The organism is Annamia dubia NIES-4383 (genome assembly GCF_055394725.1).
In genome coordinates, this window is sequence record NZ_AP025630.1 from 668,363 (window position 1) to 685,445 (window position 17,083).

General features: G+C 30.7%; 10 protein-coding genes. 5 read left to right on the plus strand and 5 right to left on the minus strand.

Annotated elements, in window-relative coordinates; all coding sequences use genetic code 11:
* Positions 1-37 precede the first annotated feature (37 nt).
* Positions 38-367 (plus strand): Nif11-like leader peptide family natural product precursor, encoded by a 330-nt coding sequence (locus Anndu_RS03180; protein WP_464102977.1) that lies wholly within the window; start codon positions 38-40, stop codon positions 365-367.
* A gap of 407 nt (positions 368-774) precedes the next feature.
* Positions 775-1,920 (plus strand): hypothetical protein, encoded by a 1,146-nt coding sequence (locus tag Anndu_RS03185; protein WP_464102978.1) that lies wholly within the window; start codon positions 775-777, stop codon positions 1,918-1,920.
* Positions 1,921-1,976: 56 nt separating this feature from the next.
* Here Anndu_RS03185 and Anndu_RS03190 read toward each other — a convergent pair whose 3' ends face one another.
* Together Anndu_RS03190 and Anndu_RS03195 are read right to left on the minus strand one after the other, a co-directional pair.
* Positions 1,977-3,509: an LCP family protein gene (locus Anndu_RS03190; RefSeq protein ID WP_464102979.1), complete on the minus strand. Its 1,533-nt coding sequence runs from the start codon at positions 3,507-3,509 to the stop codon at positions 1,977-1,979.
* A 92-nt stretch (positions 3,510-3,601) separates the two neighbouring features.
* Positions 3,602-4,585 carry an ABC transporter ATP-binding protein gene (locus tag Anndu_RS03195; protein WP_464102980.1) on the minus strand — a complete coding sequence of 328 codons (984 nt, stop codon included), beginning with the start codon at positions 4,583-4,585 and terminating at the stop codon, positions 3,602-3,604.
* Positions 4,586-4,663: 78 nt separating this feature from the next.
* Between Anndu_RS03195 and Anndu_RS03200 the strand changes: the two genes are divergently transcribed.
* The gene (locus tag Anndu_RS03200; RefSeq protein WP_464102981.1) at positions 4,664-6,235 is read left to right on the plus strand and encodes a rhomboid family intramembrane serine protease; all 1,572 of its coding nucleotides are present in this window, start codon (positions 4,664-4,666) and stop codon (positions 6,233-6,235) included.
* A gap of 9 nt (positions 6,236-6,244) precedes the next feature.
* Here the strand turns inward: Anndu_RS03200 and Anndu_RS03205 are convergent, their stop codons facing one another.
* The 3 genes from Anndu_RS03205 to Anndu_RS03215 all read right to left on the minus strand — a co-directional run bounded on the left by Anndu_RS03205 (position 6,245) and on the right by Anndu_RS03215 (position 10,118).
* The gene (locus Anndu_RS03205; protein ID WP_464102982.1) at positions 6,245-7,252 is read right to left on the minus strand and encodes an MvdD family ATP-grasp ribosomal peptide maturase; all 1,008 of its coding nucleotides are present in this window, start codon (positions 7,250-7,252) and stop codon (positions 6,245-6,247) included.
* A 33-nt stretch (positions 7,253-7,285) separates the two neighbouring features.
* Positions 7,286-8,260, minus strand: a complete 975-nt coding sequence (locus Anndu_RS03210) for an MvdC family ATP-grasp ribosomal peptide maturase (protein WP_464102983.1) — start codon at positions 8,258-8,260, stop codon at positions 7,286-7,288.
* An 88-nt stretch (positions 8,261-8,348) separates the two neighbouring features.
* A complete protein-coding gene (locus tag Anndu_RS03215) occupies positions 8,349-10,118 on the minus strand; it encodes an ABC transporter ATP-binding protein/permease (RefSeq protein WP_464102984.1) in 1,770 nt (589 codons plus the stop codon).
* Positions 10,119-10,548: 430 nt separating this feature from the next.
* Between Anndu_RS03215 and Anndu_RS03220 the strand changes: the two genes are divergently transcribed.
* Both Anndu_RS03220 and Anndu_RS03225 read left to right on the plus strand, forming a co-directional pair.
* Positions 10,549-12,159, plus strand: coding sequence for a GUN4 domain-containing protein (locus Anndu_RS03220; protein WP_464102985.1), 1,611 nt, complete (start codon positions 10,549-10,551; stop codon positions 12,157-12,159).
* 176 nt (positions 12,160-12,335) lie between these two features.
* Positions 12,336-17,081: an amino acid adenylation domain-containing protein gene (locus tag Anndu_RS03225; RefSeq protein WP_464102986.1), complete on the plus strand. Its 4,746-nt coding sequence runs from the start codon at positions 12,336-12,338 to the stop codon at positions 17,079-17,081.
* Positions 17,082-17,083 lie beyond the last annotated feature (2 nt).

The window sequence follows — 17,083 nt, forward strand, 5'->3', positions numbered from 1 at the left end:
TTTAATTTATTACTTATTACTTATTACTTAATATATTATGAGTCAAGAAAGTTTAGAGCAATTTTTTCAAGATATTTTACAAGAAGAATTATTACAAGATCGCCTTAGTCAAGCGAAGGATCTAAATGCTTTTGTTGAGATTTCAATGGAACTAAGTCAACAACAAGGTTATCATTTTACAAAAGAAGAAATAATGGCTAGTATTGAGGCCACACAAAATCAAGATGATATTTTATTATTAACAGAAGATGAATTAGAAGCAATGGCAGATAATAGTAAACCTTGGAAACATTTAGTTAGTCAATTGCGTTGGGCTAAGGGTAAAAATAATGATTTATGGGCTAAAATTCAAAAATTAAAAAATTAATAGTTATTGGTTATGGGTTTTAAATTATCAATCATCAATTATCAATGAATAAGTTTAACATAATTGAGTAAAAATATTTAGAAAAGATTAAGAAAGAAAATCATGATTGGACGTTAGAATAACAAGGTATTGTAAAATATTCACAATCTGGTCAGAGTTTAAGCAAAATAGGCCAAATACTTAACTGGAAAGAACATAAACTGATTCAACAATCAGGTAAAGTGTATCAGATAGCCCAATCTTTGCGTAATCATTAAGATCAATTAAACTCCGATCCAAGATTGATAAATAAGATATAATAGTTAGTGACAGATTCACAAAAATATGATCTAAAACAAAACTTAAAACATTAGTAACTCTTTTTGGTTAATAAAAATTTTTCTTTATTATTGTGAAACGAAATAAAAATGACTCATTCCCCTCATTTATCCTCAATGTCAAATGATCCGATTGAAAACCTTGATTCTACTGGTTTTCAATTAAATGATATTAACTTAGAAGAAACATTTGAATTAATCCAATCATTGATTCCATTAAAAACCTGTCAATATTATCAATTATTACCGATTAAATTGGCAGAAAATTGCTTAACTTTGGCAATGGTTAATATTCATGATATTCTAGGATTAGATCATATTAAAATTTTGATCACACCGTTTAATTATAGCTTAAAAATTAAACAGATTGATCAACAAACTCATCAAATAATTATTTCATCTTATCTTAATTATAGTCGAGCCATTATTTCTGAACAAAAAATGTTAGAAGATGAGCAAGAAGAACATGAAACAAAAATCGAAGTAGATGACAGTGAACTTGAACAATTACCCCCTGAGATTAGAAATAAATTTCAAAAATCATCTTCTGATCTTACGGCTTCAGACTTGGAAAATACAGCTATTTTAATTGATAAAAATATTGACAAAAATGAAGATATTTCTCAAATACAATTAAATCAAACATCTTCATCTTTAAAAGTAGAAGCTCGTTATTTATCCGCTCCGGCTGATTTTTTGGCCACTCTAGCCCCTGCTCAAATTTGGCGAGAATTATTAGGCCGAGTTTTATTAGGAGGAATTGGGCGTTTATATTTTGAACAAAAAGCTAATTATGGCCGAATTTTATGGAGTCAAAATGGGGCTTTACAATTTGCAGTAAATGAAATTTCTATTGATGTTTTTCGAGAAGTTTTAACGGAAATTAAAAGAGTAGCCCATCTTCCTCCGGTAACAGTGCATAAAATTACTAAAGTTGAAATTGAAAAATATTATCAAGGAGAAAGATTATTATTTCGCTTAAGATTACATCCGGGGGAACATGGAGAAGAAGGAAATTTACAAATTTTAAGAGGTAAAGCTTTGATTTTTTATCAACAAAGACAAATGAATGATATGGCGACTCAAGCTTTACAAATGGCTCAACAATTAGAAAGAAAATTAAGACAAATTCGAGCGCGCAAAAAAATTAATCCTTCTCCTATTACTAATATTGCTGAATTATTAGAATTACAAGAAAGTATCCAACGTCAGTTAAAGTTATTACAAGAATCTTAGTAATATTTAATTAATATTTAATTGTAATTAAATATTAATTAAATATTAGTTTTCAACTAATGAATGTTTGCTTTTTGAAGCCAATCTTCACCCACTCTAATGGTTAAATCAGAATCTAAACTACCAGTAGAATTACTTTCTAAATGGCCTATTCCTAATAAGTCTTTTAAATTATTAGCTGACTGAAAATCTCCTTTTTGAACAATAATTTGACTTTCTTCTAAGGTCTGGTGATAATCTTCAATTACATAAACATTTGTATAATTATTTTGAATTAAATAATTAGCAAATTGATGGGCTAATTCTTTTTCATTAGTGGCATTTTGTACGGCAATTCTAACATTTGTCTGGGAAGATTGATCGGAATTATTCCAAGTTTCTGAACTATCGAGATCTTGATCAAAAAATTCTTCCATAATGATATTTTTTTGATGTTTAGACATGATCCAATAACTTAATTCATATTCCGTTGGTTGACTAAAACGGCCGGGCAATAAGACCATTTTAATATTATTATTATCTACTTGTTGCCCAAAGTTAACTAGGGCAAACATTTCTTCTAAAGTTAAATTTGTATCTACATATTTTTGTAATAATTCGATAATTTGGGGTATGCGAGGAAGGATCATCGGACTTTTTAATTTATCCCCTAAAGCTTTTAATAATATTTGTTGACGTTGTACCCTCCCAATATCACCATTTTGATCTTTGCGAAAACGCGCAAAACCCTCTGCTTCTTCTCCGCTTAAAGTTTGCCAACCTTCTTCTAAATCAATATGTAATTTCTGAGTATTATCATCATATTTCATAGTTTGAGGGATATAAACATCTATTCCCCCTACTAAATTAACTAATTCAATAAAAGCATCGGTTGTCACTCTGACATAGCGATCGATCTGAATATGATTAAAGTTTTCACTCACAATAGTGGCGGCTAACTCCGCGCCCCCCTCCACGTTAGCTTGATTAATTTTCGGGGTAGAAAGTCTGGAGTCTTCGATGCGGGTATCTCTAGGAATAGATAAGACTTTCAAGGATTGATCCGTTGGATCAAATCTGACTAATAACATAGTATCACTGCGGCCGGCAAATAGATCCGTGGCGAGGGTTTTTTCGTCTGGAGGCACTCGATCGATCCCTAAAATTAAAATATTAACCGGACGGGAAATTTTATATTGTAAAACTGATTTTAAATTTTGAAGGCTTAATAATTCTAAGGGATTTTGAAATAAAGAGCCATCGGAGTTAGCATTATTTAAAGGGAAAAAAGGAGTCATCAAGACAACTAAAGCCCCGATCGCACCAGAAAAAGTAGCGGTAAAAGAAAAAGCCATTCCCCACAAAATACCTTTAAAAAAAGGATGCCAAGTTTGAGCAGAAAAATTTTTAACAGTATAAGACGGCTTAGAAACACTAGGTAACTGGAGACTTTCTTCTAAGTTGGCTTTAATTTCTTGTTTAGAAATTGGTTTAGCTGTTTCTGTGCCGGATTCTTCTAACATAGTGTTTTTGATTTCATTAACTTGATTGGTTAAAGTTATATTTAATTTGTTTAAATGATTACTAATGGCTTTAATTGATTCTTTCACATTAACCTCATTACTGTTAAAAATAAAGCTGTTTTTATTTTAACCTTATTTTGTCATTAGTCATTGGTCATTTGTTACAAATTAATTATCAATTATAAAATTATTTCACCTTGAAATACTTTTGCAATAACGTCTTCTATGGGTGGATCATTAACGCTAAAATCAATTAAATCTAATTCATCCAAGATCCGCGCGATCGCTGGTTTAAGTTTTTCCCTTTTAATCAATAATCTCACCACTTGACCATCAATAGCCTCCACCTCGCCATATTGTTCTAAAATATCTTTAGATTGGGGTGAAACTAACTCTATTTTAACCTCTCGATAAGGGGAAAATTGAGCCAATAAACTATCTAAATTACCATCATAAATTAACTTACCTTGGTAAATTAATAAAACCCTTTCACATAAAGCCGTAATATCGGCCATATAATGACTGGTTAATAAAATTGTAGCCTGATAACGCTGATTATATTCCCTTAAAAAATCCCTCACCGCTACCTGTGCATTAACATCTAAACCTAAAGTCGGCTCATCTAAAAATAATACTTGAGGATGATGTAATAAAGCCGCTAATAATTCCGCTTTCATTCTCTCACCAAGGGATAATTTACGCACAGGTTTAGTTAATTTTCCCTCTAAAGATAACATTTCAATTAATTCATCTAAACGCTGTTGAAAAATTGGTTCAGGAATTTGATATACTGCCCTATTAATTCTAAAAGAATCTAAAGCAGGTAAATCCCAAATTAATTGTTGTTTTTGTCCCATAACTAAACTCATTTTTTTGAGAAATTTAGCTTGACGATTAAAAGGAATATCCCCTGCTACGGTGATTTTCCCACTAGAAGGATAAATTAAACCTGTTAACATTTTTAAAGTCGTAGTTTTACCCGCCCCATTAGGGCCTAAAAAACCAACTACCTCCCCCGTATTAATGGTAAAAGAAATATCTTCTACTGCTTTTACTTCTTTATAATTTCTTTGAAAAAAATGTTTAATTGTTCCTTTTAATCCAGATTCTTTAACTGAAACAGGATAAACTTTTGTTAAATTTTCAACTTGAATAATAGACATAAATTTTAATTGATAATGGATAATTGATAATTAACAAATGACCAATGACTAATAATTTTTTGAATTTTAATTAACTATATGGATCTTAATTATATTTTAATTTGGACTGTTTGTTTATTCTGTTTGTTTCTTTTAATAAAAACTGTTCCCACCTCATTAAAAAAAAACTTAGGTTGGGTTATTCTTGTTACTTTAATTTTATTAATAACTTTAACCTTAACTTATTTTGTCCCTAAATTCGCAGGAATAATCGGCGGGATTATTTGGATTTTATTGATCTTAACTCCTTTATCAATTTTAAAGGAAATTAATCAATTATTATATCAAGAAAAATACACAAAAGCAAGAAAATTATCTCTTTATTTAAAATATTTACATCCCTTTGATGGTTATTTAGAATTACCTCAAATATTAAGGGCTTTAGAGATAGCCCATCAGGGTAATCTCGCTACAGCTACAGGATTAATTGATCAATACAAGCAATCTCATCCTTTCTATAATTTCGCTAAAATTATGTTATTTTGGCTGAAGGGAGATTGGCAGAATTGTTTAAATTTTTTTGAAAATCAATTAACTTTAAAACAAATAAATCAAGACTCAAATTTATTAATTTATTATTTACGTTGTCTAGGGGAAACAGGTCAAATTCAACTATTATTAAATCACTTTGAACTGGTAGAATCAATTTTAGAAAAAACAGGGGATCAAAATAATCTTAATCTCACTAGAATGATGGTTTTAAGTTTTGCAGGGGAAGTTGAATTAGTAGAAAAAATCTTAAAAAATTATTTGAATTTTGCTCCTAAAACTACTCAACAATTTTGGATCGCAACCGCTCAATTTTATCATGGGAATCAAACTCAAGCCCTACCAGTTTTTCAAAACTTAAAACAAATTAGCCATCCAGTGTTAATTAACAATATTAATTGGCGATTATCCCACAATTTCATTCAAGGTAAAACAGGTAATAATCAAAAATTTATTGAAGAATTAAATCAAAAAATTAATTATAATTTAGCTGATCGCAAATTATATCAAAAAATTACTAATATCAACAATAAGCAAACTTATATTACGAAACTTTTAATTATAATTAATCTGATTTTATTTAGTTTAGAAATAATCAAAGGAGGATGTACTAATCTTGAAGTATTAGAAAAGTTAGGGGCATTAATTCCCCAATATGTGATAGAAAATAGAGAATATTGGCGTTTAATTACAGCTAATTTTCTTCATTATGGTTGGCTACATTTAAGCATGAATATGTTAGGTTTGTGGCTAGTTGGTACATTTGTGGAAAAAATAATTGGCCACTTTTTTTATGGTTTAATTTATTTAATTAGTGGCATGGGGGGAATGATTATTTTTACCTTACTTTCTCCTATTATTGTTGATCCAAATATTCCCATTTTATTAGTAGGAGCTTCGGGGGCGATCATGGGTTTAGTAGGTGTAATTTTAGCAATTTTTATTAAGCTGACTTATCAGCAAAAATCTCGAATGTTTGGCGAAAGATTAAAATTGTTATTATTAATTATTTTATTTCAATTTATCTTTGATTTTTTGACTCCCCAAGTTAGTTTTTTAATTCATGCTTTAGGTTTTATTTTAGGTTTAATTAGTGGGTTATTTATCCCTATTTTAATTTAAGTTAAGCCCTTACCATCTAGGACATTTTTTAATAATTGAGCTAGAATTATTAAATAAAAGGTTAGCGATCGCCTCAGAAATTGGAAAATAGGGAGGGAAAAGTTCCAACCAAAAAAACTCACCAACGGGGTTAATTTCTAAGAAAATATGACGTTGATCAGGTGTCACAATCATATCAATCGCACCATAATTAAGCCCAAAATAAGCCATTAATTGTAACAATTTTTCTTGTATTTCTAAAGGTAAATTATAAACTTCCCATTGTTGATGTAAAGCCCTACCTTCTTTGCGCCAATCGTAAGTTGCCCCCTCTAATTTTTGAGAATTAATAGCCGCCGAAAATACTTGTTTTCCCACAATTGTAATGCGTAATTCTAAGGCTTTAGGTATCTTTTCTTGAAAGGTCATAGGACAAAATTTTAAGCCCTCAAGATGGTTTAAATCAGCCTCAGTTACTGGGCTAGTAAAAACCACCATTTCCTCATTATTTTTGCCATAAATTGCAAATTGAGACAACATTTTTGTTACCATTCCAGTGCCTTTACATTCTTGAGCAAATTGTTTAACTGCAATGGGATTATTTGATGTTAAAGTGCGAGGAATTAATAATCCTAATTGTTGAGCAATTTGTAATTGTAATTGTTTTTGATTGGCTCGATCCACATTAGCCATCGGATCTAAATGAAAACAGGGCAAACTAGCGATCATTCCCCTAATAGTTAAACGGCATTCTTGAAGAGCCGCTTCTCGCATTTGTTGATCCATCTTTTGGGGTAATTTATGTCCATATCTCATCCGGCGATACCATAACGAAGATACTTCATTGAGGTTTAATTTTTGTTCACCATCAATCAAAAATCCTCCCCTAATTTCTCCTGAATAAAGATCAACTTTTACCTCCGTAGGATAGCGATCTGTATCAAAACGAAAAGCTTTTTTTCCCTGATCTTTTAACGCTTTAATCACCAGATCAATACTTTCATTATCCTTACTATAAGTAATAATTAAAACTGTCATAATTTTCTTTTAATTTAATAAAATAATTTAATTTTAAGCAACTAAAAAATCGGCGATCGCCTCGGAAATAGGTAAATCTAAATCCCTTTCTAACATTCCCCATTCCCCTTGAGGATTAACCTCTAAAAAAACATATTCTCCCGCAGGATTAACAATAAAATCAAATGCCCCAAAATTCAAGTTTAAACAACTCATAAAAGCCTGTAATTGTTGAATTAAAAAATCAGGTAAATGGTGATTTTGCCAGACAACATTAACCCCAGATCTACGCCAATCTACGGTAGAATTTTGATAGATAGAACTATCTAAAGCCCCTACAAAAACTTGTCCATTCACAAAGATAATTCTTAACTCTAATTTTTTGGGAATTTCTGCTTGAAAAACCATCGGACAATAACGCAAAGAATCGGCTTGTTTGAGGTCTTCTTTCCTTACTTTTGTAGTATATATAAAAAAGTCCGGTTTTTCCATACTACGGGAAACATTTGTTAATAATTTACTAACCATTTTGCCCTCAACTTGTTCAAAAAAATCTCGCACTGATTGAGGATTATTCGTAACAATTGTAGGGGGAATTATTAAGCCAATTTCTGAAGCTAAACGTAATTGTAATAACTTATTATTAGCTCGATCAATTTGAGCTAAATTATCAAGCCAAATTGCCCCTCTTAAACTATCCCAAAAACCTGTTAAAGTTGCTTGAGATTCTCTGAGACAAGCTTCTTTAAATTGAGGTGCTAAATTAGGAGAAATTAAGGGTTGCCAAATGCGTCTAGTCCAAACAGAACGCACTTGTTCACTATTAATAGATTGATTATTATAAATTAATTCATGAGATATTTTAGGGGTAAATTTTGCAGTTAATTTAACATCTAAAGGAAATTTATCCGTATCAAAACGAAAAGGGATAGCCCCTTTTTTTGCCACTGCTTCGGCCACACGATCAATCGTAAAAAAATCTTGACTATGAGTTAGTAATAATACAACATTTGATAAATCTTTTTTCATAGTTTTACTTCGGCTCAACTTAAGATCAGTCTATCTTAAGTTGAGTAAATAAGTCAAGTTATTTTAATTAAAAATTAGCTATTAATTATTAATTATCAATCGTCAATTGATAATCTTCTATTCTTGAAAATTGCCATTGAGAATTATCAGTTAATTCTAATACCCATTGATGATAATTAAATAAACTTTTTCGATGTCCCACGCTAATAAATGTGGTCTCCAATTCTTGTAATTGTTGATATAAATTAGCTTCATTTACTAGGTCTAAAGCGCTAGTTGCTTCATCTAAAATTGTAAAAGTTGGCCTAGTAATTAACAATCTCGCAAAAGCCAATCTTTGTTGTTCTCCTAAAGATAAAATTTGTTCCCAATTAACCTCTTTATCAAAAGTATTTTTATCTTTTAGTAAATGTTTAAGATTAACTTTTTCTAAGATAGTTTCTAACTCCCAATCATGAATTTGATTTTGAACATTAGGATATAATAATTGTTCTCGTAAAGTGCCTAAAATAATATAAGGACGTTGAGGTAAAAATAACATTTTTTTCAACGGAGGACGCACTAAACGACCATTTCCTGACTTCCATAAACCAGCGATCGATCTTAATAAAGAACTTTTCCCACGACCACTAGCACCAACAATTAATAAACCCTCTCCCAATGTAACAGATAAAGATAAATTTTCTACAATTATTTTTTGATAATCAGGAGTTTGTAAAGTAAAATTTTCAAAAGCTAAACGATGGTCTTCAATTGTTATAATTTGACTTAAATTTTCCCCTTCTTCCTTAACTTGTGTTAACGCATCAGTAAATTTTGCTAACCGTTCAATATAATTAGAAACTTTGCCCGAAGTTCCCCAGTCACTAATTAATTTTCCTAAAGCACTAGAAAAAAGAAAACAACATAAACTCGCTTGACTAATTTCACCATAATTAATCTCATCATTAATAAACATAGGGGTTAAAATAAACATTGAAAAGATAGAAATTGCCAATTGATAACCTCGATTAAAAACATTATTAAGACGTTCCCAATTAATCAAATTTTCCTTACTTTCAATAACTTGATCAAAACGCCGTTGAATAATTTTTGCTTCTTGATTTTCACCTTGAAAAAAAGCAATAGATTCGCTATGATTACGAACATGAGTTAAAGCATAACTATAACCAGCTTTGGCATTTAATTCCCTTTGATTAATTGTACTTAATTCTTGACTTAAATAAATGGCCGCAATATTTCCCAAAATACTATATATTATTAAATAAACTGTTATTTGTTGAGAAATTGTCCAAAGAATTATGGAAAAAGTAATTATTTGTAAACCCTTCTCTAAAACAGTCATTAAAAATTGAATCGTTAAAGTTGTAATTGGTTCAATTTCTCTGGCTAATCTTTGATCTGGATTTTCTAAACCTTGGGTATAATTAAGATTATAATAAGCTCGTTCTCCTAGATATTTCTTAACAGTTTGATTACTTAACCATTTATACCAATTTAAGGCTAATTTATTGCGAACAAATTGAGAAAAAGCAAATAACAAAGTAACAACAATAATAATAGCACTAGAAATCCATAAGGTATTAAGATATTTAGATAAATCCTTTTCTTCAATGACAATATCAAGTACATAGCGATTCCAATAACTACTAAAAGCCTCAACTGCTACGGTGGAAAAAGTTGCTATAATGACTAAAATTAGCATTCCCCAAGAAGCAATGACATCGCCAAAAGCACGGCCATTTAACTCAGTTGGATACCAATAAGGTTGTGCTACAATTTTTAAATTGCTCCAAAATTTAGCAAAAGGTAAGGATATATTTGGGGAAAAATTATCAGGATCAATAGAAGTTTGCATAAATAATAAGATATAGTTGACAATATTATAAGTAATCTTGTGAAAATTAATCAAAAATTTGTTGTGAACAAAAATAGATTTTGATCGGTTTTTTTTTAATTAAGAATTGCTCGAACCAACTATTTAATTTGATAATAGTGTCAAAGGATAGTATAATGCAATTGGTGATTAATGGCGATCTTTTAAAACTACCACAATTGTTATTCATCGTAGCTTAGTAAAATGGTTCAATGCTTGTTGTGATGATGGTTTTCAAAATCTTAAACCGTTTTTTTTGGATTTAATTTCAAACAAAATTAAAAATTGATCTGTAAAAATCATGGAATTTGATCAAATGATTACAAAAGTTATGACAAGGTGTGTGGGTTATGCTATTATTTCCGTTATTGAAGCGTTAATTTATGAGAATATTAAACTATCAAAATAGCTTATGTTAATCCCCAAAAAACAGCAGTTGATCACCTATAAAAAGATTGCTATTTATCAACAAAGCTATCAATTACCTATTTTTAAACATAGACGTTTAAAAAAGTTTCAAAACCTGATTAAAAAACGGCGAAAATTAATTCAAGAAGGTGTCCGTTATCATTATTACTTTGGTAAATTTCTTAAAAGACGAGAAAATGCCACTCAGCAAGAAATTTTTAGCGAAACTCAACTATTAGTTCAAGATTATATTTTTTTGATTAATGGACTTGAAATTTATCAAGATAGTTATTATCAATTTTTATTAAAATTGAGTCAGAATCTTAAATTTTTATTTTCTGAAAAATATCAGCAATTAAAAATATTAGATTATGAACGCATTAAATTAACAATTAAAAATAGTGATAATCAAAAAATTATCAGTCAACTTAAACAAGAAAAAAAAGGTAATTTAGAGGCGATTTTACTATTAGGAAAAACCTCTTTTTTGATGTTGGAAAAAACTAAAATTTTAGGGGAAGGAATAAAAAAATTAACCGAAGATACTAGAAAACAAAAAAAAATTGTTGAAAAATTAATTCAAGAATTAAAAGTTTATGAAGAACTCAATGATTATCAAATTAAATCTCAGCAAGTGCGCCAAGAAATTGCCGAACTAGCTCAAAATGCCATTAACTTTGAAACCTATCTTAAAGATTGTTTTACCCCGTTTCAATCTTTAATAGAAGAAGTGATTAAAGTAGATGAAGAATTTTACGCCGCCGTAGGTCAAATTAAATATTTAGTAGATAATATTTTTCAACTTCAACTAGAGGATATTAACATCGAAAATTCAGAAATGAATGCTGAATTTTTCCTTGATTTTATGGTGACAGGATATGAAAAAGAAGATCGATTAAAAGATGTTTTTCAAGAACTTACATCGGGAGAATGTTTTGCTAATTACTTTTCAGAACAATTTACTAATCAACAAATATTAAGCGAAATTCCTGATCTTTCCCCTCAATTACGATTAGATCATAACGATAAATTTACGGCAAAAATTGCTCAAAATACCCCCAGTTTATTAAATCCAGAAGTGATAGACCTTGATTTTTTACAATTACGAGACTTTCTAAAAAATAAACAGTGGCAACAAGCAGATTTTCAGACAACTAAACTATTATTAAAAATCATGGATAAACCCTATTGGAATGAAGTTTATCCCGAAGATATTATTAATTTTCCCTGTCAAGAATTAAAACAAATTGATCAACTTTGGCTTTATTATAGTAACGGGAATTTTGGTTTTAGTATTCAACAAACCGTTTGGTTAAGTCTCAATGATGGAATAGATTATGAAGTAAAAAAGAAGCTAGGTGATCGCTTAGGATGGCGCAAAGAAGGTCAATGGCTCAATTATGATCAAATCAGTCAACAATTAGAAGAATTAGAAAACCCAATTGGTCTTTTTCCCGTCCATTGGTTAATTTTTGAGTCACATCGGTGTGATTTTTTACCCTCAGACAGCAATTCAGTGGCATCTTGGCGAGTGGGTAACTGGCTGATCTGGCAACTACACCTTATTTTAACTAAAGTTCAAGCCTGTGGGTTGATCCCATTTTCAGAAATTTAAGCTGTTTGGCGTAATTTTTGTTTCTGCCTTAACATTATGTCCCCTGAAATGATATACTTTATCAAAAAGAAAAATTATTAATATAAATAGTATAAATAATTTTTCTACTATTTGAAAACATCCCGTTCATTTTAAACTTATTTATTATATTTAATTTTCAGGAGGTATTTAAAGAAATGAAAACCTTAGAACTATTCTCATACTTAAACACTTTAAATATTAAACTGTGGTTAGAAGAAGATAAACTAAAATATCAAGCTCCCCCCGGAGTTATGACAACAGAAATTAAACAAAAAATTAGCACAAAAAAAACAGAAATAATTGCTTTTTTAAAGGGGACAAAACATATTAGTCAAGAGCCTCAAACTCCCATTACTAAAGTTGCCAGAGAGGGAGATTTACCCCTATCATTTTCTCAACAAAGAATGTGGTTTCTTTATCAAATGGATCAACAAAATCCCTCTTATAATGAAGCTTTAGCCATTAAGTTAACAGGGGACTTAAACCTTGAGATTTTAGAAAAAACTATTAACGAAATTGTACAACGTCATGAAATTTTGCGAACAAGTTTTCCCACGATTGAAGGAAAACCAATTCAAAAAATCTCCCCCTCTTTGGCGATCAAATTATTAATAATTGATTTAAAAAATCACACAGAAAAAGAAGTAGAAGACATCCTCATTCAAGAATTACAAAAACCCTTTGATTTAAGTCAAGCCCCTTTATTACGTTGTACTTTGTTTGATTTAGGATCACAAAATTATATTTTAATTAAAGTATTTCATCATATTATTGTAGATGGCTGGTCAAAAAATGTTTTATTTCAAGAAATATCTGAATTTTATCAATCATTGTTAACAAATAAGCCTATTTCTTTACCAGAATTATCAATTCAATACGCTGATTTTGCTGTTTGGCAAAGACAATGGTTACAAGGTGAAATATTAGAAAAACAGTTAAACTATTGGAAAAAACAACTAGCCACAGCCCCCCCATTATTAGAATTACCAACGGATCAACCTCGACCTGCTATTTGTAACTTTAAAGGTAATACTCTTTACTTTAAAATTGACTCAAATTTAACGGAAAAATTAAACAATCTTAGTAAGAAAACAGGGGTAACTCTGTTTATGACATTACTATCTGCTTTTTATACTTTATTATTTCGTTATACCAATCAAAATGATATTTTAATTGGTACACCCACCGCTAATAGAAATCGCCAAGAAATTGAACCTTTAATCGGCTTTTTTGTTAATACTGTAGTTATTCGTAATTACCTCAATGGTGATCTTTCTTTTGTAAAATTATTAGAAAAAGTTCGTCAAGTTGTTTTAGAGGCTTACGCTAATCAAAATGTTCCATTTGAACAGGTATTAGACGCTTTAGAAATTGAACGTAATTTAAGTTATAATCCCCTGTTTCAAGTCATGTTTGCCCTGCAAAATATCGCCGATAGTTCTTTAAATTTACCGGGAGTAAATGCCAAACATATTTTAATCGAAAATAAAAGAATTAAATTTGATTTGACTTTAGTTATAGAAGAAATAGCAGGGGAAGAAGGCTCATATTTAAAAGGGTTTTGGGAATATGATACTGATTTATTTACACAGGAAAGAATCAATCGTTTCAATGATCATTTTCAAATTTTATTAGAGGGAATTATTAATAATCCCGAACAGACTTTAGGCACTTTACCCATTCTCACAGCGAAGGAAAAACAACAATTATTAATAGACTGGAATCAAACCAAAACTATTTATCCTAAAGATAAATCTATTCATCAATTATTTGAAGAACAAGTTATTAAAAATCCCGATGCAATAGCAGTTATTTATGAAGAAGAATCCCTCACTTATCAACAGTTAAATGAAAAAGCCAATCAATTAGCCCATTATTTACAAAAATCAGGGGTTAAACCCGAAGATATAATTGGAGTATGCCTAGAACGCTCTGTGGAACTAATCATAGCCTTTATCGGGATTATCAAAGCAGGGGGAGTTTATCTACCCATAGATCCCAATTATCCGCAAGAAAGGATTAATTATGTGTTATCAGATGCTAAACCCTCTTTAATCCTCATAAAAGAAAAACAAGGCTATCTATTTAGTCAAGAATCAACACCAATTATTAACTTAGATAGGCATTGGCACAAGATAACAGAAGCTAGTAGCAGTAATAATCCAGAAAATCGGATTAAACCTGAAAATTTAGCTTATATTATCTACACTTCAGGTTCAACCGGAAAACCAAAAGGGGTAATGGTATGTCACCAAGGATTGCCAAATTTAGCCCAAGCCCAGATAGAAACATTCAAAGTAAAGGCCAACAGCAGGATTTGGCAATTTGCCTCCTTAAGCTTTGATGCTTCAATTTTTGAAATTTTGATGGCTGTGATCACAGGTGCTTCTTTATATCTAGCAAGTTCGGAATCCTTTATACTGGGAAGTGAATTAAGGGAGGTAATTAATAGACACAAAATCACCCACATAACACTACCACCTTCAGCGTTGGCCACATTACCTGAAACTCAATTACCAAGTTTAGAGGCAATTATTATCGCCGGAGAAACTTGCCCCATTGAATTAGCCAAAAAATGGTCAGTGGGAAGAAGTTTATACAATGCTTATGGGCCTACGGAAGCAACAGTCTGGGCAACTACCTATCAGTGCCAACCAGATGACAACAAACTACCTATTGGCCGTCCTATTCCTAACACACAAATATATATTTTAGATGAAAGTTTACAGCCAGTTCCCATCGGAGTATCAGGGGAAATTTATTTAGGTGGGATCGCCATAGCAAGAGGTTATTTGAATCGCCCAGAGTTAAGCGCACAAAAATTTGTAAATAATCCTTTTGGAGAGGGTAAATTATATAAAACTGGTGATTTAGGCCAATATTTAGCTGATGGTAATATTGAATTTATTGGACGAATTGATCATCAGGTAAAAATTAGAGGTTTTAGAATAGAATTAGGAGAAATAGAAGCAGTTTTACTTCAGCATTCTCAAGTCAAAAATGCAATAGTTATTGCCAGAAAAGATCAATTTGGAATTAATCGTTTATATGCTTATATTGTTCCCAAAACTAAACAACTAACTGAAGCAGATTTAAGAAATTTTCTTAAAGAAAAGCTTCCTAATTATATGATTCCTGCTTTCTTGATTTTCTTAGATTCTTTTCCCCTTACTCAAAATGGAAAAATAGATCGCAATGTTTTACCTATCCCAGAAATTGAGAGCAATGAATCGGAAAATTATCTTCTTCCTAGTACGGAAAAAGAGATAATTCTTGCTCAAATTTGGCAGGATGTTTTAGGCAGAAAAAAAATCAGTATAAATGATAATTTCTTTGAATTAGGGGGCGATTCAATTATCGCTATTCAAATTGTCGCTAAAGCTAATCAAGCTGGATTAAAAATTACTCCTAAACAACTATTTAGTCATCAGACAATTGCACAATTAGCTGTCGTAGCACAAACAACTAATTTCAATGAAATTAATCAAGGCTTAGTAACAGGAAATGTTCCCTTAACACCCATTCAAAAATGGTTTTTTGAGCAAAATTCTCCCGAACCTGAACACTTTAATCAAGCCATGATGGTAGATATTTTAGATACCCTACAACCTGAACTTTTAAAAACAGCAATTAGTAAATTAATCTATCATCATGATGCCCTAAGATTGCATTTTCAACAACAAGATCAACAATGGCAACAAGCCTATAGTGAACAAGGAGATTTTTTCAGTTTTGAAGTAGTTAATTTGGCTGATCTTTCTGAAAATGAACAGTTAATAAATATCGAAAATATTGCTAATCAAAAACAGCGATCGCTTAACCTAGAAAAAGGCCTATTAACTGCGGTTGTTCTCTTTCAATTAGGTAACAGAAATAAATTATTAATTATCATTCATCATTTAGCCGTAGATGGGGTTTCTTGGCGCATTTTATTAGAAGATTTAGCCACTGCTTATCAACAATTAGAACAAGGTAAAACCGTAGAATTACCCCCCAAAACTAGCTCTTTTAAAGATTGGTCAGAAGCATTACAAATATACGCACAACAACCAGATTTAAAAAGCAAATTAAATTACTGGTTAAATCAAGATTTAAGCAAAGTTAATCCCCTACCCCGTGACTATCAAAACGATTTAAGCTTTAACACCGTTGGCAATAGTGACAAAGTGTGGGCTAGTTTAAGCGAAGCTCAAACACAAGCACTATTGAAAGATGTACCTCAAGCTTATAATACACAAATCAACGATATTTTACTTACAGCATTAGTTCAAACTTTCTACCATTGGACAAATTTTTCCAGTTTATTGCTTAATTTAGAGGCACATGGACGGGAAAATATCGTTGATTACTTGAATCTATCTCGCACAGTGGGCTGGTTTACTAGCATTTTTCCGATCTGTTTAACCCTGAAAAATCCTGATGATCTTGAAGAAAGTGTGAAGTTAGTTAAAGAGCAATTAAGAAGCATTCCTAATAAGGGCATTGATTATGGAATTGGTGATTATCTCAAATCGGGTTTAAACTTGAATGTAGATAACCAAGTTCAACCGGAAATTAGCTTTAATTACTTAGGACAATTTACGGAGGAACAAATAGGAAATCTAAAATGGCAGTTTTCTCAAGAGTTAATCGGTTCTATTCACAGTCCATTAAGCAGACGTTCCCATTTAATTGAATTTAATGGAATTATTATTAATGGAAAACTAACAATGGAATGGGCATATAGTAAGAAATTTCACCAAAAAATTACCATAGAAAAATTGGCTCAATCCTATCAAAATTATTTAGAAAATTTGATAGATCATTGCTTATCAGCAGTAGGAAGTTATACCCCTTCTGATTTTCCTGATGCAGATTTGAGTCAATCTGAATTAGATGAATTATTGTTAGAATTAAATTAACA